Origin of the sequence: Halomonas sp. OfavH-34-E (assembly GCF_024124525.1) — a bacterium.
Classification (GTDB): domain Bacteria; phylum Pseudomonadota; class Gammaproteobacteria; order Pseudomonadales; family Halomonadaceae; genus Halomonas; species Halomonas litopenaei.
Window position 1 is genome coordinate 51,723 of record NZ_JAMXRY010000015.1, and the last position, 19,324, is coordinate 71,046.

At 64.6% G+C, this 19,324-nt stretch carries 18 protein-coding genes; 5 read left to right on the forward strand and 13 right to left on the reverse strand.

The genetic code is table 11. The features are described 5' to 3' along the window. Positions 1 to 80: 80 nt before the first annotated feature. Positions 81 to 1,460 (reverse strand): L-serine ammonia-lyase, encoded by a 1,380-nt coding sequence (locus NH448_RS08625; RefSeq protein WP_045991863.1) that lies wholly within the window; start codon positions 1,458 to 1,460, stop codon positions 81 to 83. A 239-nt stretch (positions 1,461 to 1,699) separates the two neighbouring features. On the opposite strand from NH448_RS08625, the gene NH448_RS08630 reads away from it, so the two are divergent. Both NH448_RS08630 and NH448_RS08635 read left to right on the forward strand, forming a co-directional pair. After that, positions 1,700 to 2,623, forward strand: coding sequence for a LysR substrate-binding domain-containing protein (locus NH448_RS08630; RefSeq protein ID WP_108448077.1), 924 nt, complete (start codon positions 1,700 to 1,702; stop codon positions 2,621 to 2,623). Between the two features lie 179 nt (positions 2,624 to 2,802). After that, on the forward strand, positions 2,803 to 3,450 hold the full coding sequence (locus NH448_RS08635; protein ID WP_045991861.1) for a hypothetical protein: 648 nt from the start codon (positions 2,803 to 2,805) through the stop codon (positions 3,448 to 3,450). 216 nt (positions 3,451 to 3,666) lie between these two features. Here the strand turns inward: NH448_RS08635 and rpoD are convergent, their stop codons facing one another. The 3 genes from rpoD to rpsU all read right to left on the reverse strand — a co-directional run bounded on the left by rpoD (position 3,667) and on the right by rpsU (position 8,043). Then, complete coding sequence (rpoD, locus tag NH448_RS08640; protein ID WP_045991860.1) at positions 3,667 to 5,502, reverse strand: RNA polymerase sigma factor RpoD; 1,836 nt, start codon at positions 5,500 to 5,502, stop codon at positions 3,667 to 3,669. 312 nt (positions 5,503 to 5,814) lie between these two features. Further along, the gene (dnaG, locus tag NH448_RS08645) at positions 5,815 to 7,629 is read right to left on the reverse strand and encodes a DNA primase (protein ID WP_045991859.1); all 1,815 of its coding nucleotides are present in this window, start codon (positions 7,627 to 7,629) and stop codon (positions 5,815 to 5,817) included. Between the two features lie 198 nt (positions 7,630 to 7,827). Then, positions 7,828 to 8,043, reverse strand: coding sequence for a 30S ribosomal protein S21 (rpsU, locus tag NH448_RS08650; protein WP_013333229.1), 216 nt, complete (start codon positions 8,041 to 8,043; stop codon positions 7,828 to 7,830). 389 nt (positions 8,044 to 8,432) lie between these two features. On the opposite strand from rpsU, the gene tsaD reads away from it, so the two are divergent. Next, positions 8,433 to 9,461 carry a tRNA (adenosine(37)-N6)-threonylcarbamoyltransferase complex transferase subunit TsaD gene (tsaD, locus tag NH448_RS08655; RefSeq protein WP_045991858.1) on the forward strand — a complete coding sequence of 343 codons (1,029 nt, stop codon included), beginning with the start codon at positions 8,433 to 8,435 and terminating at the stop codon, positions 9,459 to 9,461. A gap of 79 nt (positions 9,462 to 9,540) precedes the next feature. Here the strand turns inward: tsaD and NH448_RS08660 are convergent, their stop codons facing one another. Continuing rightward, on the reverse strand, positions 9,541 to 10,128 hold the full coding sequence (locus NH448_RS08660; protein ID WP_045991857.1) for a glycerol-3-phosphate acyltransferase: 588 nt from the start codon (positions 10,126 to 10,128) through the stop codon (positions 9,541 to 9,543). A gap of 204 nt (positions 10,129 to 10,332) precedes the next feature. Here NH448_RS08660 and folB point away from each other — a divergent pair, with 204 nt between their 5' ends. Then, the gene (gene folB, locus NH448_RS08665) at positions 10,333 to 10,698 is read left to right on the forward strand and encodes a dihydroneopterin aldolase (RefSeq protein ID WP_045991856.1); all 366 of its coding nucleotides are present in this window, start codon (positions 10,333 to 10,335) and stop codon (positions 10,696 to 10,698) included. Beyond that, positions 10,698 to 11,240: a 2-amino-4-hydroxy-6-hydroxymethyldihydropteridine diphosphokinase gene (gene folK, locus NH448_RS08670; protein WP_045991855.1), complete on the forward strand. Its 543-nt coding sequence runs from the start codon at positions 10,698 to 10,700 to the stop codon at positions 11,238 to 11,240. Before folB ends, folK begins: the two co-directional genes overlap by 1 nt. A gap of 13 nt (positions 11,241 to 11,253) precedes the next feature. Here folK and NH448_RS08675 read toward each other — a convergent pair whose 3' ends face one another. The 8 genes from NH448_RS08675 to NH448_RS08710 all read right to left on the reverse strand — a co-directional run bounded on the left by NH448_RS08675 (position 11,254) and on the right by NH448_RS08710 (position 19,141). Next, positions 11,254 to 12,414, reverse strand: coding sequence for a polynucleotide adenylyltransferase (locus NH448_RS08675; protein ID WP_045991854.1), 1,161 nt, complete (start codon positions 12,412 to 12,414; stop codon positions 11,254 to 11,256). After that, positions 12,411 to 12,749, reverse strand: coding sequence for a thiosulfate sulfurtransferase GlpE (gene glpE, locus NH448_RS08680; protein WP_045991853.1), 339 nt, complete (start codon positions 12,747 to 12,749; stop codon positions 12,411 to 12,413). The genes NH448_RS08675 and glpE overlap by 4 nt, the downstream gene beginning before the upstream one ends. A gap of 66 nt (positions 12,750 to 12,815) precedes the next feature. Then, the gene (locus NH448_RS08685; protein WP_045991852.1) at positions 12,816 to 13,628 is read right to left on the reverse strand and encodes a symmetrical bis(5'-nucleosyl)-tetraphosphatase; all 813 of its coding nucleotides are present in this window, start codon (positions 13,626 to 13,628) and stop codon (positions 12,816 to 12,818) included. A 39-nt stretch (positions 13,629 to 13,667) separates the two neighbouring features. Next, positions 13,668 to 14,048, reverse strand: a complete 381-nt coding sequence (gene apaG, locus NH448_RS08690; RefSeq protein WP_045991851.1) for a Co2+/Mg2+ efflux protein ApaG — start codon at positions 14,046 to 14,048, stop codon at positions 13,668 to 13,670. Next, positions 14,045 to 14,857, reverse strand: coding sequence for a 16S rRNA (adenine(1518)-N(6)/adenine(1519)-N(6))-dimethyltransferase RsmA (gene rsmA, locus NH448_RS08695; protein WP_045991850.1), 813 nt, complete (start codon positions 14,855 to 14,857; stop codon positions 14,045 to 14,047). Before rsmA ends, apaG begins: the two co-directional genes overlap by 4 nt. Before the next feature lie 41 nt (positions 14,858 to 14,898). Then, entirely contained in the window at positions 14,899 to 15,960 is a 1,062-nt protein-coding gene (pdxA, locus tag NH448_RS08700; RefSeq protein ID WP_239452514.1) for a 4-hydroxythreonine-4-phosphate dehydrogenase PdxA, read from the reverse strand. Continuing rightward, positions 15,960 to 16,601 carry a SurA N-terminal domain-containing protein gene (locus NH448_RS08705; protein ID WP_045991849.1) on the reverse strand — a complete coding sequence of 214 codons (642 nt, stop codon included), beginning with the start codon at positions 16,599 to 16,601 and terminating at the stop codon, positions 15,960 to 15,962. The genes pdxA and NH448_RS08705 overlap by 1 nt, the downstream gene beginning before the upstream one ends. A gap of 77 nt (positions 16,602 to 16,678) precedes the next feature. Further along, complete coding sequence (locus tag NH448_RS08710; protein WP_045991848.1) at positions 16,679 to 19,141, reverse strand: LPS-assembly protein LptD; 2,463 nt, start codon at positions 19,139 to 19,141, stop codon at positions 16,679 to 16,681. Positions 19,142 to 19,324: the final 183 nt, after the last annotated feature.

Here is a 19,324-nt window from a genome sequence, read left to right on the forward strand (position 1 = left end):
GGGCCTGAAAGAAGAGGCTCCAATGGTTCGGTCCTCGTCGAGCGACTGGTCAACCACCACGACCAGCGCCCGCGTCCTGCTCAGCACTCGATGGCGTTGACGGCGAGTCCCCCCTTGGAGGTTTCCTTGTACTTCTCCTGCATGTCGGCGCCGGTGTCGCGCATGGTGCGGATGGCCTTGTCCAGCGAGATGAAGTGCTCACCATCACCGCGACAGGCCATCAGGGCGGCGTTGATGGCCTTGACCGAGGCAATCGCATTGCGCTCGATGCAGGGCACCTGGACCAGGCCTCCGACCGGATCGCAGGTCAGCCCCAGGTTGTGTTCGAGGCCAATCTCGGCGGCGTTCTCGACCTGGGGAACGCTGGCCCCCATGACTTCGGCGAGTCCGGCCGCGGCCATGGCGCAGGCCGATCCCACCTCACCCTGACAGCCCACCTCGGCGCCGGAGATGGAGGCATTCTTCTTGCACAGGATGCCGACGGCGCCGGCGGTCAGCAGGAAGTTGACCACGTCCTTCTCACAGGCACCGGGCTGAAACTTCATGTAGTAGTGCAGCACGGCGGGAATGATCCCCGCGGCGCCATTGGTGGGCGCGGTGACCATGCGCCCACCGGCGGCATTTTCCTCGTTGACCGCCAGGGCGTAGACGTTGACCCAGTCCATCGCCGAAAACGTCGTGGCGATCAGCCCCGCGTCATCGCCCATCGCCTCGAGACGGCGATACAGTGACGCGGCGCGACGCTTGACGTTGAGCCCGCCAGGCAACACCCCTTCCCCCTCGACACCACGGTTGACGCAGGCCTGCATGGCTTGCCAGATATCCCACAGACCGGAGCGCACCTCGGCTTCGCTGCGCCAGGCCTTCTCGTTTTCCAGCATCAGCTCGCTGATGCTCATGCCATGCAGACGACACAGCGCCATCAGTTCCGCGCCGCTGTTGAAGTCGTAAGGCAAGGGGGTGGTGTCGGAATCCAGCGCTCCGTCCCCGGCCTGGGCCTCGTCGATGACGAAGCCACCTCCGACCGAGTAGTAGGTCTCGCGCTTGACCTCCTCGCTGTGCCCCTTGGCCACCAGCGTCATGGCGTTGGGGTGATAGGGCAGGCTCTCCTCGTGCCATTGCAGGTCTCTGGCCCACAGGAAAGGCACCGCCACCTGACCACCGAGCAACAGGGTCTGGCTCTCGAGCAGCTCTTCGATGCAGGGGCCAACAACGGCCGGATCGATGCGGTCTGGACGCTCACCCATCAGTCCCATCACGCAGGCGCGATCGGTGGCGTGGCCCTTGCCGGTGGCCGACAGCGAACCGTAGAGGTGAATCTCGATCCCCGCGACGCGCTCCAGCAGGTCCTGCGACCGCAGCGCCTCGACGAAGTCGTAGGCGGCCTTCATCGGCCCCACGGTGTGGGAGCTGGACGGCCCGATCCCGATCTTGAACAGGTCGAATACGCTGATAGCCATGGCGCTGCCTCTTGTACGAATGACGCGAAGTGTGGGGCATGAGGGGCGGAGGTCCGAGACCTGCGAGGTCAATTTCGCTAAAGCGAGGGCTGTCGTTCCTCCGGGATATCGTTATGCTGGCTGCCATCGCTTCGATGGACAAGGCAGAATATCTTGCCTTCACTATAGCTCAGCTAAACCATACCTAAACCACCGCCATACCACGGCCAGACCATGACCTCTTGTCGGAACACATCGCAATGAGTCGACTGCTCAACGCCCAGACCCACGCCTGGCTGAAGGGGTTCGCCGTCAGCGCCCGCCACCTGTCCTTCACCCGAGCGGCGGAGGAACTGCACGTCACCACCGGCGCCGTCAGCCAGCAGATCAAGCAACTGGAGGACCGGCTGGGCTTCAAGCTGTTCCGACGCCTGCCCCGTCGCCTGGAACTGACCGAAGAAGGCAAGCGCCTGGCCGCCGTGGTGGACGACGCCTACCAGGCGGTGGGACTCGAGGTGAGTCGCCTGCGCAGCGGGGTAATGAGCGGGGTCATCCGCCTGCGCTCGGTGCCCTCCTTCCTCAACAAGTGGCTGATGCCCCGCCTGCCGCGTCTGCAGGCCAGGTTTCCCGATATCGAACTGCATATCACCGCCGAGGACAGCAACATCTCGTTGCGTGACGGCGACTTTGACCTCGCGCTCGACCTCAACGACGGCCACTATCCGGGACTTGCCATCACCCCGCTGATGCAGGAACGCATCTTCCCGGTCTGTTCACCCGGCCTGCTGAAGGGCCGCCCACCACTCAGACGTCCCGAAGACCTGGCCTGGTACCCGCTGCTGCATGACATCACCGCCTGGCGCGGCAGCCAGGAGTATGGCGAGTGGCGCCACTACCTGTCCGCCATCGGCGCCCCTTCGATCAATCTGGAGCGTGGCTACACCTTCAACCGCAATCACCTCACCATGGAGGCCGCCATCGCCGGCATGGGCGTGGCGATCGCCCGGGAAACACTGATCACCAGCGAGTTGAAGAGCGGCGCCCTGATCGCCCCCTTCCGTGCCCGCGTCGACAGTGGCAAGCAGTACGGCATCGTCCACGCGGCAGGCGCCACCGACGATCGCCGGGTCAAGGCCGTGCACGACTGGCTGGTGGAGGAGGCCAGCCGCAGCACAAACCACTAACCCCCGTGCCTGGACGAGCGGCCCAGGCCAGGTCATCGGGCACCTGTCTTGCGCCTTGCCTATGCTGTATAAGCATATGGCGAAGACTGGCGAAGAATCCTTCGGGATTCCCAGACACTCCCCCGGCTCGACGGGTATAATCACTTCCAGATACACCCCTTTTCTGGAGATTGAGAGGGATGCTCAATACCCCCCCTTCCATCACGCCTACCATCAGCTTTCGCGCGACCTGCGCCAGAGCCTTGCTCTATATCCTGATCATCGGCGCGATGATGCAGGGCGTGCTGTGGGAGACCGGCCTGCCCGAAAAGATTCGCTTCAGCGAAGTCGGTTTTACCGAGAGCATGCAGACGCTGTGGCTGCTGATCAGCTGCCTGTTGCTGATCTACGCCCGCCAGGTGCTGGACGGTCTGCCACGGGTGACGCTATTGATGTTCGGCCTGCTCGGCGCCGCCCTGATTCGCGAGCAGGACGCCTTTCTCGACGCCTACGTCTTCGACGGCGCCTGGCAGACCCTGGTGACCCTGCTGCTGCTGCCCATTCTCTATTGCGTGCTTCGCCAGCGTCACGCCTTCGTACGCGAGTTCGAGGAGTTCGTCGAAAGCTTCGCCTTCGGCCTGTTTGCAGCAGGCTTCCTCTGCACCTTTGCCTTCTCGCGGCTCTACGGCCGCAGCGAGATGTGGGAGGCCCTGCTCGCCGAACGCTACGTCAGGGTATTCAAGGACGCCGCCGAAGAGGTCACGGAACTGTTCGGCTATACCCTGCTGATGTTCGCCATGGTCGAACTGGTGCTGTGGATCCGCCGGCGCCAGGCCAGAAGCCAATAGCTCGTGACCACCACAGCGTCGTGACACGACAACGCCCGCGGCCATCACCGCGGGCGTTGTCGTTTTCAGCCTTCGCTCGCCGGAAACGCTCGCGTGCGGCAGCGCTTCACCCTGATTCGATGACATGAAAAAACACCCGTGGCTTTCGCCACGGGCGTCCTGTGCTCACCCTACTGCTTCGCTGTCGACGCAAGCCCTGCTCGGTCGAGACAGGCGTTACTCGTCGAGGAAGGAGCGCAGCGGTTCGGAGCGGGTCGGATGGCGCAACTTGCGCAGCGCCTTGGCCTCGATCTGACGGATACGCTCGCGGGTCACGTCAAACTGCTTGCCGACCTCCTCGAGGGTGTGGTCGGTGTTCATGTCGATACCGAAGCGCATCCGCAGCACCTTGGCTTCGCGGGCGGTCAGGCCACCGAGCACGTTGCGCGTGGCTTCGACGAGGCCCTCGCCGGTGGCCGAGTCGATCGGCAGCACCATGGTGGAGTCTTCGATGAAGTCACCCAGGTGCGAATCGTCGTCGTCACCGATCGGCGTCTCCATGGAGATCGGCTCCTTGGCGATCTTGAGCACCTTGCGCACCTTGTCTTCCGGCATCTCGAGACGTTCGCCCAGTTCTTCAGGCGTCGGCTCGCGCCCCATCTCCTGCAGCATCTGCCGCGAAACGCGGTTGAGCTTGTTGATGGTCTCGATCATGTGCACCGGAATACGGATGGTGCGCGCCTGGTCGGCGATGGAACGCGTGATCGCCTGACGAATCCACCAGGTGGCGTAGGTCGAGAACTTGTAGCCGCGACGATATTCGAACTTGTCCACCGCCTTCATCAGGCCGATGTTGCCTTCCTGGATCAGGTCGAGGAACTGCAGGCCGCGATTGGTGTACTTCTTGGCGATGGAGATGACCAGACGCAGGTTGGCCTCGACCATCTCCTTCTTGGCACGGCGAGCCTTGGCCTCACCGATGGACAGGCGACGATTGACCTCCTTCACCTCGCTCACCGGCAGCTGGATCATCTCCTCCTCGAAGGCGATCTTGCGCTGGGCACGCTGAACGTCAGCCTTGAGCGGAGCGAGACGATCGGCGTAGCGGGCGTTGTCGGCCATGAAGTCGTCGAGCCAGCCGAGCCGGGACTCGTTGCTCGGGAAGGCCTTGATAAAGGCCTTGCGCGGCACCTTGGCCTGCTTCACCAGGAGCTGCATCACCGTCTTTTCCTGGGCACGCACCTGCTCGACGCTGATGCGGACCTGTCCGACCAGACGTTCGAAGTGCTTGGGCACCAGCTTGATCGGAGAGAACAGCTCGGCCAGACGTGCCAGCTCTTCCTGAGCCTCACGGGACTGACGACCGTGGGTCTCGATGGCGGCGTTGGCGGCCTGACTCTGCTCGCGAATCTGCCCGAAACGCGCACGGGCCTCTTCCGGATCCGGGCCACCACCGGAGTCGTCCTCTTCTTCCTCGCCGTCTTCGTCGTCGTCGCTGGCAGCCTGCTCGTCCACCTCGGGCACTTCGGCCTCGGCCACGCCGGGGATGCCTTCGTCGGGGTCGATGAAGCCGGAAAACAGGTCAGAGAGACGTCCCGGCGCTTCCTCGTCCTGGGTGGCATCGTAGGCATCGAGGATCGACTCGACGGCACCCGGCACATAGGCCAGCGCCGACATGACTTCACGGGTGCCTTCTTCGATGCGCTTGGCGATCTCGATCTCGCCTTCACGAGTCAACAGCTCGACGGTGCCCATCTCGCGCATGTACATGCGCACCGGGTCCGTGGTGCGACCGACATCGCTTTCCACCGCGGCCAGGGCCGCCACTGCCTCTTCAGCCGCGGATTCATCGGTTGAGTGATCCGACATCATCAGGGTATCTTCGTCGGGAGCTTCCTCGACGACGTTAATACCCATGTCATTGATCATGCCGATGATATCTTCCACCTGGTCGGGGTCGGCGATATCTTCGGGAAGGTGGTCGTTGACCTCGGCATAGGTCAGGAAGCCCTGTTCCTTGCCGCGCGCGATCAACTCCTTCAGACGTGACTGCTGCTGCGCATTTCCAGCCATAGAAACCCTATCTCGACGAAGAAGAATGAAGCACCTGAAGCGCTAAGGTGGAGAAACTCGGTAAGCCGGACAGTATAGCGGTTTTGGGGCCACTTCTGCCAGTCTGGAGTGTTTGCGCGATGTCTCAGGTGTGTTAGTTTATCTGGTTGCGCCACTTGTCAGCGCCGTATCCCTTAGATGGTGATGGTAGGACAAAATTCAACCCTACCCGCATCCATACCTCATATTTGTCGTCGATCGCTCACAGGTTCTTACCATTGGTGGTAGCCGAACCTGCCGTCGTGACAGCGCTCGCGCCCTGCCGCAAGCGACCTAGCGCCCCGCCGCCAGCAACTCCATCAAGCGCCCGCGTTCTTCACTCGACAACCGCTCGCCGGACTGTTGCCGCCTCAGCAAGGCGTCGATCTCTTCCTGCCGGGACGGGGTCTGACTGGCTCTCTGAAAATAGCTCACCAGACCATCGAGCTCCGCCGCCCTGGCTGCCACCGGGATCAACAACTCCCGTCGCGCCAGCGCCGCCAGCCGCTCACCGTCCTCGCTACCGTGGAAGTGCATCAGCAGCACCTGAGCGCTTGAATAGCCGCCAGCACGAAGCAAGGTAATGACCTCCCGGCACAACCGGGCGTCCTCATCCTGCCCCCCGCACCAGTCCAGCGATTCGGGCAAGCGCTCCACCAGCCTGGGCTCGTGAACCAGCAATTGCAGGGTTCGCGCCATCAGGCCAAGGGCGCCCCCGGAACGGCGCGGCCGTGGAGCCGGCTCGCCGTCCTCGACAACGGGTTCGAAAAACTCATCGACCGGCGCGACGTCGTTGTCCTCGGGCGCCGGCGCCAGCAGCGCCTCGAAGCGCGACTGCTCGACCCCGGTGCGACGTGAGAGCTCGGTCAGCATCAGCGACTTGAGTACCCCCTGGGGCAGCTTCTCGATCGCTGCCAGCACCTGACTGGCGTAGCGCTCTCGCGATTCAAGCTGGGCCAGATCGCGCCCCTGGGCGGCGTGCTCGAACAGAAACTCCGACAGAGGGCTTGCGCACGTCACCCGATCCTCGAAGGCCTCGGTTCCCTCCTTGCGCACCAGGGAGTCGGGATCCTCTCCCTCCGGCAGGAACAGGAAGCGTGCCTGGCGACCATCGATCATCTCCGGCAGCACCGTTTCCAGCGCCCGCGCTGCCGCCTGACGTCCCGCCTTGTCGCCGTCGAAGCAGAACACTACTTCGCTGACCAGACGGAACAGCCGACGCAGGTGATCGGCGGTGGTGGCGGTGCCAAGCGTCGCCACCGCGTTGCGAATGCCGAACTGGGCCAGCGCCACCACGTCCATGTAGCCCTCGACGATCAGCAGGCGTTCCAGGCGATGATTGGCCTGACGTGCCTCATAGAGGCCGTAGAGCTCGCGCCCCTTGTGGAACACCGGCGTCTCGGGCGAGTTCAGGTACTTGGGCTTGGCGTCGCCCATCACTCGGCCGCCGAAGCCAAGCGTCCTGCCACGAATATCGCGGATCGGAAAGACGACCCGGTCGCGGAAGCGGTCGTAGCTGCGGCCACTGTCCTCGTGATGCACCAGCAGGCCGTACTCGATCTGCACCGACTCATCGACGCCCTGGCTGCCCAGGTGTCGCTTCAGCGCCTCCCACTGGGCCGGCGCGTAACCGATGCCGAAGGTCTCGCGCACCTCATCGGACAGCCCTCGGCCCTCGAGGTATTCGCGCGCCGCCTTGCCTTCCGGCATCTTGAGCCGCTCGCGAAAATAGCTGGCCGACATTTCCAGCAGGTTGACGCCTTCCTTGCGCTTCTTCTCGCGGGCCTGGGCGCGAGGGTCGTCCGCCCCTTCCCTCGGCACTTCCATTCCCATCCGCGAGGCCAGCTGCTCCACCGCTTCGGGAAACCGCAGCTTGTCGTACTCCATCAGAAAGCGCAGGGCGTTGCCGTGGGCGCCGCAGCCGAAGCAGTGATAGAACTGCTTGTCCGCACTGACCGTGAAAGACGGGCTCTTTTCCTGGTGGAAGGGGCACAGACCGGAATGGTTGCGCCCGGCCTTTTTCAGCTTGACGCGCTCTCCCACCACTTCGACCACGTCGACGCGGGCAAGGAGATCATCGATGAAACGCTGGGGAATCTGACCGGCCATATTCTGCTCGACAGGAGCTCTCTCGACTGAAGCGCGCTAGTCTAGACTGAAACGCGCTAGACAATGCACTAGCAGGAGCAAGAGAAGCGAAGCGGGAGTCGGCGACAAACGTCAGAAAAACAAGCGGCCACCTCAATGGCGGCCGCTTGGCGTCCTCCTGAACCGAGGGCGGCGGACCGCGCTCGACTCAAGTACGGATCAATAGAGCCGTTCGAAACGCTTGCGCTCGCGCTGGAGCTTCTTGGCGTGACGCTTGACAGCGGCAGCAGCCTTGCGCTTGCGCTCGGCAGTCGGCTTCTCGTACTGCTCACGACGACGAACCTCGGACAGAACGCCGGCTTTTTCACAGGAACGCTTGAAGCGACGCAGAGCGACGTCAAACGGCTCGTTATCACGTACTTTGACAGAAGGCATTAAGCACTCACCTACCTTGGGTAACTTGAGTTCGGTTTGTACGCACACCTTCAAGGCCAATACCCCGCACCACTCCTTGTCCGGCCAACCCTTGAGCTGACAACAGCTCAGCGCAGGAACCCTGCGGGCATGACCTGAAACGGAACAGAGACGGGGGAAGCGAGCCCTGGATGCACGACCCAGTCTTGCAGCGGACAGTATTTTAGTGACCATCCCGCTTTCTTGCAAATGCTTTCGTCTCGCTCACCCTTCAATCTGTACCCGCCGCCAGCGCTGCTTGCCTGCCACAAGGCGCGCCGCGGCCGCCGAAAGGGAGCCCGTCGCTTATGCAGCGGAAGCCAAATCGGCGTAGAATACTCCCCCCTTTCACCGTTTCCCGAGCCCGATCCATGCGCGTACTAGGCATCGAAACCTCCTGCGACGAGACCGGCGTCGCCATTTACGACACCGACCGCGGCTTGCTGGCCGATGCGTTGCATAGCCAGGTGGCGATGCACGCGGACTACGGCGGTGTGGTGCCGGAACTCGCCTCTCGCGACCATACCCGGCGCCTGCTGCCGTTGATCGACCAGGTGCTCTCTGGAGCACAGCTCGAACGCACCCAGCTGGACGCCATCGCCTACACGGCAGGCCCCGGGCTGGTCGGCGCGCTGATGGTCGGCGCCAGCACCGCCCACGGCATGGCCCGCGCACTCGGCATTCCGGTGCTCGGCGTTCACCATATGGAAGGACACCTGCTCGCTCCCATGCTCGAGGACGAGCCTCCGGCCTTTCCCTTCGTGGCATTGCTGGTCTCGGGCGGCCACACCCAGCTGGTCCAGGTTGACGGCATCGGGTGCTATCAACTGCTGGGCGAATCGGTGGACGATGCCGCCGGTGAAGCCTTCGACAAGGCTGCCAAGATGCTGGACCTCGATTACCCCGGCGGCCCGCGGGTAGCTGCCCTGGCCGAGGGCGGCGACCCGGGCCGCTTCCGCTTCCCCCGGCCGATGACCGATCGCCCGGGTCTCGACTTCAGCTTTTCGGGGCTCAAGACCCACACCCTGACCGCCATTCGTCAGTTAGAACAGGCTGGCCAGCTCGACGACCAGGCCCGCGCCGACGTCGCCAGAGCCTTCGAGGAGGCCGTCGCCGACACCCTGGCGATCAAGTGCCGTCGGGCCCTCAAGCAGACCGGGCTCACCCGCCTGGTGGTGGCCGGCGGTGTCAGTGCCAATGTGCGCCTGCGCGCCAAGCTGGAAGAAGCGACGCGAAAACAGGGGGCTCGCGCCTACTACCCTCGCGGCCGCTTCTGCACCGACAACGGCGCCATGATCGCTTATGCGGGAGCCCAGCGTTTGATCGCAGGAGAAAAGGATACCGTGGGTCAGATGAAGGCGGTGCCGCGCTGGCCGATGGATCAACTCAGCGCGCCGTAGTCGACTAGCAAGAAGAAAGGGCCATGATTGCGCTCTCTATACGCCCAGGAGCCCAGCCTGCCCCATCGAGCCGGTCGCTTTACAGGTGGGGCTCCTTGCCCTGGCGCAACCGGCCGATATTGATGGCGTGGCGGGCCACCACAAGACCGGCGAACACCAGCACTACCCAGACAAAGTCCGGCGCCAGCCACAGGCTCAGCAGCGGGGCCAGGGTGGCGCTGGTCAATGAGGCCACCGCCGCGGTGTGCGCCCACCAGGCAAGCAGCGCCCAGATCACGGCGCTGACCAGGGCTACCCCAGGGGTCAACAACAGCATCACGCCGAAGGCGCTGGCCACCGCCTTGCCACCACGGAAGCGATACCACGCCGGGTAGCAGTGGCCCAGCAGCACACCGAGCCCCACCAGGCCTAGCCCCCAGGGCGGCAGTTCGAGCCACAGGCCGAGCAGCAGCACCGGCCAGCTTTTCAGGGCGTCGATCGCCAGCGTCGCCAGCGCCAGCGGCACGCCGTGCTGGCGAAGCACATTGGAGAAGCCGGGATTGCAGGAGCCGCTGAGCCGCGGATCCGGGCGCCCGGCCCAGCGGCAGACGCTGATGGCGCCCAGCCAGGTGCCGCTCAGGTAGGCAAGAGCGGTCAAGGGCAGTATCACTTCCAACGATGAACCCATGGCGACTCCTGACCCGACGCAACCGGTGCTGGCGAAAGATGCCACACTCAAGGGCATTCCGTCGTAGTTTGCCAGTACGAGCACTCGCGAGTCACCCGCGGCCTGTTTCCCGGGGGGCGGCTCAAGTACAATCGGGCGCCTTGTCACACCTGCTTTTCCCGGTTCTTGCTTAGCGGCCGGGAGGACAATCACCGGGGATCACCGATGGATCAGGTACTGATCGAAGGCCTTGAACTGGATACCGTCATCGGCGTCTATGACTGGGAGCGCAGCATCACCCAGCGCCTGACGCTGGACCTGGTGCTGGCCACCGACATCCGCGCTGCAGCGCAAGACGATGACCTGAGCCAGACCCTCGACTATGACGCCATCAGCCGTCGCATCGGGGTCTTCGCCGAAGAACACAGCTTCGAGTTGGTGGAAACCTTCGCCGAGCGGCTGGCGGAACTATTGCAGGAGGAGTTCGGCGTGCCCTGGCTGAAGATGACCCTCCGCAAGCCCGGGGCGGTGGCCAACGCCCGCGCCGTAGGCGTCAGCATCGAGCGCGGTCAGCGCCCCGGGGGCCACTGATGGCGCTGGTAACCCTGAGTCTTGGCAGCAATATCGAGCGCGACCAGCATATTCGCGTCTGCCTGGACGCCCTGTCGGAGACCTTTGGCGAGCTTGCCATCTCGCGGGTCTACGAAAGCAAGCCGGTCGGCTTCGAAGACGGTCGCAACTTCTACAACCTGGTGGTCGCCCTCTACAGCGACTGGTCCGTTGGCGAACTGCAGGCCTGGTGCAAACGTCTCGAGGCCGCCAATGGTCGACGCAAGGACAGCCCCAAGTTCAGCCCTCGCACCCTCGACGTGGACATCCTCACCGTCGGCGAGCAGGTAGGCGACATCGACGGCGTCAGCCTGCCGCGAGGCGAAATCCTGCACCACGCCTTCGTGCTCTGGCCCATGGCCGAGCTGCTGCCGGAGCACCGCCACCCCCTCGACGGGCGCTGCTATCAGGAGATCTGGCAGGCCTTCGACGCGGACGACCAGCCGTTGTGGCCCATCGAGTTCCACTGGGGGGATCGGGCGCTGCCTTCACGCGCAGCACTCGAGGGGACTCTCGAGCAGTAGCCCCGCAAGCCCGCTAGCGCCAGGCGTCTTCCAGGACGGCAAGCCGCCTGTGTCGTAGCTCCTGACCCAGCGCCGCACCCTTGAAGCCCTCATCGAGCAGGTCTCTGGGCGAGAGCGCCAGCGCCGTACGATAGCCCAGCGCCAACCGTTCGGCGTCCCCGGGACGCCTAAGTGCCAGCACCGCCAGCAGCGGCGCCACCCGCTCACCGCGGCGCCAGGCGTCGATGCCATCGAGCCAGTCCATGGCGATCAACGGCGCCGAGCGATCACCGTCCTGAGCAAGCGACGACGCCAGCTGTCGGGTCGACGCTAACTGATGCCCTGCGTCACGATAGTCGTTGGGTAGCTTGAGGCGCTCCTCCAGGGCCTTGCGTGCGGGCGCACTCAGTGCCTCCACCAGTCGCCCCCAGCGCCAACAGGGCGAACCGGACAACGCCTCTGGCAATCTCGTCATCCGCACAAGCGCACGCTCCAGGGCATCACCGCCCGCCTCGTTCAGCGCCGGCATCAGCCGCTCAAGTGCACCGCAGGCGGCCAGGGCATCGAAGTAATGCCGCGGCTCGGGCTCGCCGAGCGCTTTCTCGGTCTCCACCCAGACCCGCTCGGCCACCAGATGGTCGAGCTCACCGCTGTCGGCCAGTTGGCGCATCAGCGCCTGGGTCGGTTCGGCGATGCGAAAGCCAAGACCTGCATAACGGGCCAGAAAGCGGGCGGTACGCAGCACCCTCAAGGGATCCTCGACGAAGGCCGGGCTGACGTGGCGCAGCAGTCGATCATCGAGGTCTCGACGGCCATCGAAGGGATCCACCAGCGCGCCGTCGAGTGACTCGGCCATGGCGTTGATGGTCAGATCGCGGCGGGCCAGGTCTTCCTCCAGGGTCACCTCGGGGCTGGCGTGCACCACAAAGCCGGTATAGCCGTGACCGGACTTTCGCTCGGTCCGCGCCAGGGCGTACTCTTCGTGGGTCTCGGGGTGCAGAAATACCGGAAAGTCGCGCCCCACCGGGCGAAAACCACGCTGGCGCATGGCCTCGGGGGTGGCACCGACCACCACCCAGTCGGTGTCCTTCACCGGCCAGCCAAGCAGCGCGTCGCGTACCGCGCCACCCACCCGATAGACCTCCAGCCCCGCACAAGGCTCGTCGCCCTGACGCTGCTCGCGTTCCTGGGTCATGACGCCGTCCGGCTCACCCGTTCGGGCAGGCGATGCTGCCACTCGGTAAAGCCACCATCGAGGCTGTAGACGCGCTCGAAGCCCTGGGCGCTGAGCCAGCTTGCCGCCTGCTGGCTGGAATGGCCGTGATAGCACACCACTACCAGGGGTCTATCCTTCGGCGTCTGTTCGACCAACGGCCCTACGCTGTGGTTGTCCAGATGGCGGCTGCCGGGAATGTGGCCCTGGGCGTAGCTGCCGGGATCGCGAATATCGACGAGACACAGCTCGCCTTGCTCATCGAGCCACTGGCTCAGGCGCTCGATATCCAGATGTTCGAAGGCGGCGGACGTCATATGGACTCCTTGATAAAGGGAAGGGTCGGGCACGGGGAAGCGGGTCTCGGCGAGTGGCCTGCGGCGTTACGCAAACTGCCGACTGGGCACGCTGATGCGCTCGCCGCTGTCCAGGTCCAGCGCGGTCAGACTGCCGCCCCAGACGCAGCCGGTATCCAGCGCCTCGGCGCGAACCCGACTGCCGATGGCCTCGCCGTTGAGCGCGGCCCAGTGGCCGAACAGCAGCCAGGGATCATCCTGGCGAGGGTACTGAAACCAGGGAGCGAAGCCATCCGGCGCACTGTCCAGGCCTTCCTTGGCGTCGAAATCCAGGCGCCCCTCGGCGTCGATGAAGCGCATACGGGTCAGGGTGTTGACGATGGCCCGCAGGCGGTCGACCCCTTCCTGGTGCGGCTTGAAGCGGCGCGGACGATTGCCGTACATGCGCGTGAGAAAATCGCCGGCACGCTCGCCGGTCAGCATCCACTCGACCTCACCGGCCAGCGACTCGGCCTGATCCAGCCCCCACTGGGGCGGCAGGCCGGCGTGGGTCATCAGGGTATTGCCATCGCGCACCAGCAGCGGCCTGGCCTGGAGCCAGTCGAGCAGGGTCTCGCGATCCTCGGCCTCTAGAATATCGTCGATGGTGTCCTTGCGCTTGGTCGCGGCGCCACCTCGCGCCACCGCCAGCAAATGCAGGTCGTGGTTGCCTAGCACCACCCTGGCCGCCTCCCCCAGCGCCATCACTTCGCGCAGGCAGGCCAGCGACCCCGGCCCGCGGTTGACCAGATCTCCGGCCAGCCACAACTGATCCCGACGTGGATCGAAGTCGAGCGCCTCGAGCAGGGCGATGAATTCCTCGTGACAGCCTTGAAGGTCACCGATAGCGTAGCGTTTCATAGGATCTCGGGGCTCTTGAAGGGCGTTCGATTCGCCAGATCAGTGAATCTGGTTGGGTGTGGCCAGGCGAAACACCGTGATCGGCACCTCGAAGGGACGCTGGCTGGCGGTGTCCACGCAGGTGTAGGCCCCTTCCATGAACCCTACCGGCCCGTCGAGAATGGCACGACTGGTGTACTGGAAGGTCTGACCGGGGCCTATCATCGGCTGCTTGCCGACCACCCCCTTGCCGCGAACCTCCTGGACCTGCCCGCTGGTCTGGGTGATCTTCCAGAAACGCGCCATCAACTGAATATTCCCCGGCGAATGATTGTGCACCGTCACCGTGTAGCTGAATACGAAGCGGTTCTCCATCGGCGAAGATTCATCTTCACGATAGGCGGGCTCCACATCGACCCTTACGTCAGGCATCTCGCTCATGACGGATTCTCCTCTGCACTCAAGGCGTTGGCGATGGACACGAACTCTTCCACCTCCAGCGTCTGGGGCCGCCGGCTCGGATCGATACCGAGGGCCTCGAGGGCGTCACCGTCGATGCGTCCCTTAAGATTGTTGCGCAGCGTCTTGCGCCGCTGACCGAAGGCCTCGCGCACCACGTCGAACAGCAACGTCTCGTCCTTGGCCCGCCCCTGGGGTCGCTCACGCGGGGTCAGCCTGACGATGGCCGAGTCCACCTTGGGACGCGGCACGAAGGCCTCCGGCGGTACCACGAACAGCGAATCGACGTCGCAGAAGTACTGCGCCAGCACCGACAGCCGCCCACGATCACCTCCGCCCGGTGGCGCCGCAAGACGATCCACCACCTCCTTCTGCAGCATGAAGTGCATGTCCTGGATGGCGTCGCCGGCCCTGAGCAGGTGCGAGATCAGCGGGGTCGAGATGTTGTAGGGAAGGTTGCCGACGACCCTGAGTGGCTGGCCCTCGCCGCGTAGCGCAACGAAGTCCATCTTGAGCGCATCGCCTTCGTGGATGACGAAGTTCGGGTGATTGAAGAATTGCACCCGCAGCCCCGGAATCAGGTCCCGGTCCAGCTCGATGACCTCGAGATCACCGTCGGTGGCATCGAGCAGTGGTTCGGTCAGCGCCCCCTGGCCAGGGCCGATCTCGACCATACGGTCGCCGGGGCGCGCCCCGATGGAACGCACGATGCGCGAGATGACGCCGGGATCACGCAAGAAGTTCTGACCGAAGCGCTTGCGGGCCCGGTGCGCCGTGGGGCGGGATGACATGCTTGAATCCTTTGCAAAACGAGGGTTGGGGTGACGGACCTTCAGCGCTCGGCCACCCGGGTGCCCATATCCTCGGCGAGGGCAATCGCCACCGCCAGGCTATCGGGACTGGCGGTGCCATGCCCGGCCAGGTCCAGGGCGGTGCCGTGGTCCACCGAGGTCCGTGCCAGCGGCAGCCCTAATGTGATGTTGGCGGCCTGGCCGAATCCCGAGTACTTGAGCACCGGCAGACCCTGGTCATGATACATCGCCAGCACCGCGTCGACGCCGTCGAGATGGCGCGGGGTGAACAGGGTATCCGCCGGCAGCGGCCCGTCAAGGGCCAGTCCTTCTTCACGTAGCCGTTCGAGCACCGGGGTGATGATCTCGATCTCTTCGCGCCCGAGATGCCCATCCTCGCCGGCGTGGGGATTCAGACCGCACACGGCGATCCGCGGAGAGACAACGCCAAAGAAGTCTGTCAGGTCCCGGGCCAGAATACGCAGCACTCGCTCGAGCCCCTTTTGAGACAGCGCATCGGCCACCTCGCGCAGCGGCAGGTGGGTGGTCGCCAGGGCCACCCGCAGCGGTATCGAACGCAATGGATCAGTGGTGGCGTCGGCCGAGACGACGCGCCCGTGCAGGGCGCTGTCGGTGGCCAGCATCATGACCACCTCCTCGACCCCGCAGGCATCGCGCAGGTACTCGGTGTGGCCGGTGAAGTGGTGATGGCCCGCATCGCGGATCACCCCCTTGTGCAGCGGCGCCGTGACCATCGCCGAGGCCTTGCCTGCCAGGCACTGGGCCACCGCCATATCCAGGGTCTCGAGCACATAGTCGGCGTTGGCCGTCGACAGCACGCCAGGCTCGCTGGCCTCCTTGAGCGCGACCGGCCACACCGCCAGACGCTGCCGGCGCGGCCCCGGATGCGCCTCGCCCGGTGCCACTATTACCACCTCGACATCCAGTCCGAGCGCCAGGGCGCGAGCCCTCAACAGCTCTGGGTCGCCAATGGCGACCCAGTCGGTGACGTGGCGCGCAGCCAGCATCAGGGCAAGCTCGGGACCGATACCGGCGGGTTCGCCGGTGGTCACCACGATCGGCGCCTTCATCCGCTGCGACATCAGCCCTGGTTCAGGCGCTTCTCGACGAAGGCCTCGCCGCGAATTTCCTGAACCCACTTCTCGAGTTCATCGCCGGCCTTGCGCTGGAAGATCGCCTGGCGCGCCTCCTCGCGGCTGGTGCCGACGCCTTGCTGCTGCAGATAGCGCTCGACCTCGGACTCGGAGATGTTGATCCGGCTGGACACCTGGGCCTGCTGGACCTTCATGATCAGCATCTCGCGACGGATCTGATCACGCACCTGGGACAGGCTCATGCCCTGGGACTCGAGCCGATCGGCGAACTGCTCCAGGCTGACACCGTTCTGGTTGGCCACGGCGCGCACCTGACGATTGAGCTCGGTATCGTCGACGCTCAGGTTCATGCGCTCGGCCATCTGCACCTCGATCTCCTCGACGATCATGCGGTCCAGAATCTGCTCACGCAGGGCCTGCTCCGGAGGAGTGTCCATGTCGCTGGCGCGCAGTCTGGCCATGGCCTGCTCGACACGGTCATCGAGCTGGGAGGCCATGATGGCGTCCTCGTTGACCACGGCGACGATCCGATCCAGCGGCTGGCGGTAACCGTCCTGGGCGTGGGCCGCCACGGTAGTCAGTGCCAGACAGGCGGCCATCGCCAGGGCGGCAAGGGGTCGGCTACGCATAGTCATGCTTCCTCGTTCACTCAGATTCGATGCGGCGAGCACGTCTCGTGCTCGCCGTTGGGGATACGCCAGGGTATTTAGTTCAGGCCGGGACGGTAACCGGGCACCGCAGACTGGAAGTAGGTGTCCGCGTCGCCACCGATGCCACCGAAGCCCTTGAGCACAAAGCGCAGGAAGAGCCCGCGATCCGTGGTGTCGTCCTCGATGTTGTTGGCGGTGTCCTCGTCTTCGATCCACTCGCGCCACACGACCTGCACACCATAACAGCAGTCGTTCCACTGCACACCCGCCATCTGGTCGAGGGCACGGTCGTTGGTGTTGTCGTAGAGCACCCGGCCGATGACGTCGAAACGATCCGTCGCCTTGTAGGCGAAGGACATGTCGTACTCTTCGCGGTTGTAGTTGCGAACGTCATCGTCATCGTCGGCGTTGTCGAAGCCTTCGATCTCCCAGCGGTAGCCGAGGTTGAGCACGTGACCGGCGTCAGCACGGTACTGCACGCCAAGGCCGGTGCTCTCGGTGCGACTCTCCTCGTCGTCGTAGAGCCACTGCCAGCGGGTGCTCCAGTTGTCGGTGATCTGCCAGTTGATTCGGGTCACCCAGGGCGAACGATCGCGGGTGGCTTCGTAGTAGTCGAACGACTCCTCATCACCGGGCAAGGTGTCGGGATCACCGGCCATATCGATATTGCGGTCCTCGAAGTAGGCCGACTGCCCGACCCCGACAGACAACCGCTCGCGGCCGCTCTGGTCTTCGAGGAAGCGGCTTTCCACGCCGTAGGACAAACGGTTCAGGTCACCCAGACGATCGCCGCCGGAGAAGCGGTACGGCGACCACAGCTGGCCCCACGAGAACGCCAGTTCCTCGGTGTCGAAGTCGGGGAAGTCGCTCTGGTCGCGCTCCGGTACGTAGGCGTAGTTGAGGCGTGGCTCGAGGGTCTGGCGCCAGTCGTCACCGCCAAAGGCGAAGTCGCGCTCGAAGATCAGCCCGGCGTCGATGGTGGTCACCGGTGCGGTCAGCGTCGGGCTCTCGCTGTTGTCGGTGATGCGCTCGTCATAGTCGAGGTCATAGCTCGTGTGCTGCAGCGCCACGCGGGGTTCGAAGAAGCCCCAGCTCGGCTCGAAGCGGTAGCCCACCGCCGGCGCCAGATCCAGGCGGGCGCCCTTGACGTCTTCCCTGAGCGGGATGCGGCGCTGGGTATCCTCGTAGTCGTAGAAGCCGTTCTCGTCGCCCTCGATATCGCGCCAGAAGTAGGTGGCGTTGGAGTTCCACTCCTGATAGAAGCCGAGGTCCTGGGACCAGCGGCCGTTGGCGGTCAGGCTCGGCAGCCGGTAGAAGGGCTTGTCGCCTTCGTCGACCGGATCGTCCAGCAGCTGATAGCCCTGGGCCTTGGCCTGGAGGTTCCAGGTGTCGCCGAGGTAGTCGATCTGGGCCAGACGCGCCATGTTGCTGGTATCGGTCTCACCAAAGGTACGCCCGAAGTCATCGAAATAGCGGCCGTCACTGGCGGCGCCATAGCGCAGCCGGTAGGGAACGCGCGAGCTGAAGCGCCCGTAATGGCTGTAGTCGAAGTACCAGCGTTCGTCGCCGTTCTCGAGCTCGGTGGTGGAGTCGTCATCTCCGGCGGACTCGTCGTCACCGATGTAGGCGCCTTCCAGAGTGCCCTGATCGGTGGGAAACAGGTAACGGAACTCCGCCCCCATCAGTAACCCGCTGTCGTCGATCCAGCGCGGGGTGATGGTGGCGTCATAGTTGGGCGCCAGATTCAGATAGAAGGGCTGTGCGTAGTCGACACCACCGTCGGAGACGCCGATGGTCGGCCACAGGAAGCCTGTCTGGCGCCGCTCGTCGATGGGAAAGCGCACCCAGGGCCAGTAGAACACCGGCACATCGCCTACCTCCAGGCGGGCATGCTTGGCGGTACCGTAGCCCTGATTGCGATCCAGCAGAATATCGTTGCCGATCAGGCGCCAGGTGCTGTCGCCAGGCTCACAGGTGGTGAAGCTGGCCTCGCGCAGACGAAAGACGTTGTCACTGACTCGCTCGAGCTGGATGGCATCGCCGCGCAGGCGCGACTCGTGGGCCACGTAGTGGGCCGAATCGATGGTGGCCTGGTCGCTGTTCAGCGACACCTCGGCGCTGTCACCGCGCACCAGCAGGCCCTTGTCGCGCAGGGTCAGGGGACCACTGGCGTTGGCCAGGTCACGCTCCGGTGGTACCTGCACCCGGGTTGCCTCGAGCTGGGTATCGCCCTTGCGCAGCACCACTTCACCGTCGAGCACGGTGTCACCGTCGGTGCCGTAGTTGGCGGTGTTGGATTCGCTGTTGACCTGGCCATCGATGGCCGGCGCAGGAAGGCGGTATTCGGGCTGAACGTAGTAGCCTCGGCACACCGTCCCGGCGGGACGGTCATCGCCCCAGGGCTGCCAATCCATCTGGCTTGCCGGCAGGGGTTCAGGTGGGGCCGCCCACAGGGGGGACGACACCAGACTGGTGGTGGCGAGGCCCGCCAGGGCCGTCCATGCGTATCGCTTGGCCATGTTGCACGCTGTCCTCGACGGGGTGAATCGGTATTATACAGGCCGCGGCCGACCTGTAACGCCGATCTGTTCCAACGAGATTCGCGCCACGGCCGCCCTTGATCCATGCACAGCATGCGGTGAGGCCAACGGAGCGTCAACCGACATTGGCATCCTTCGCCCTGCCGCCACCAGGAGTTTTCC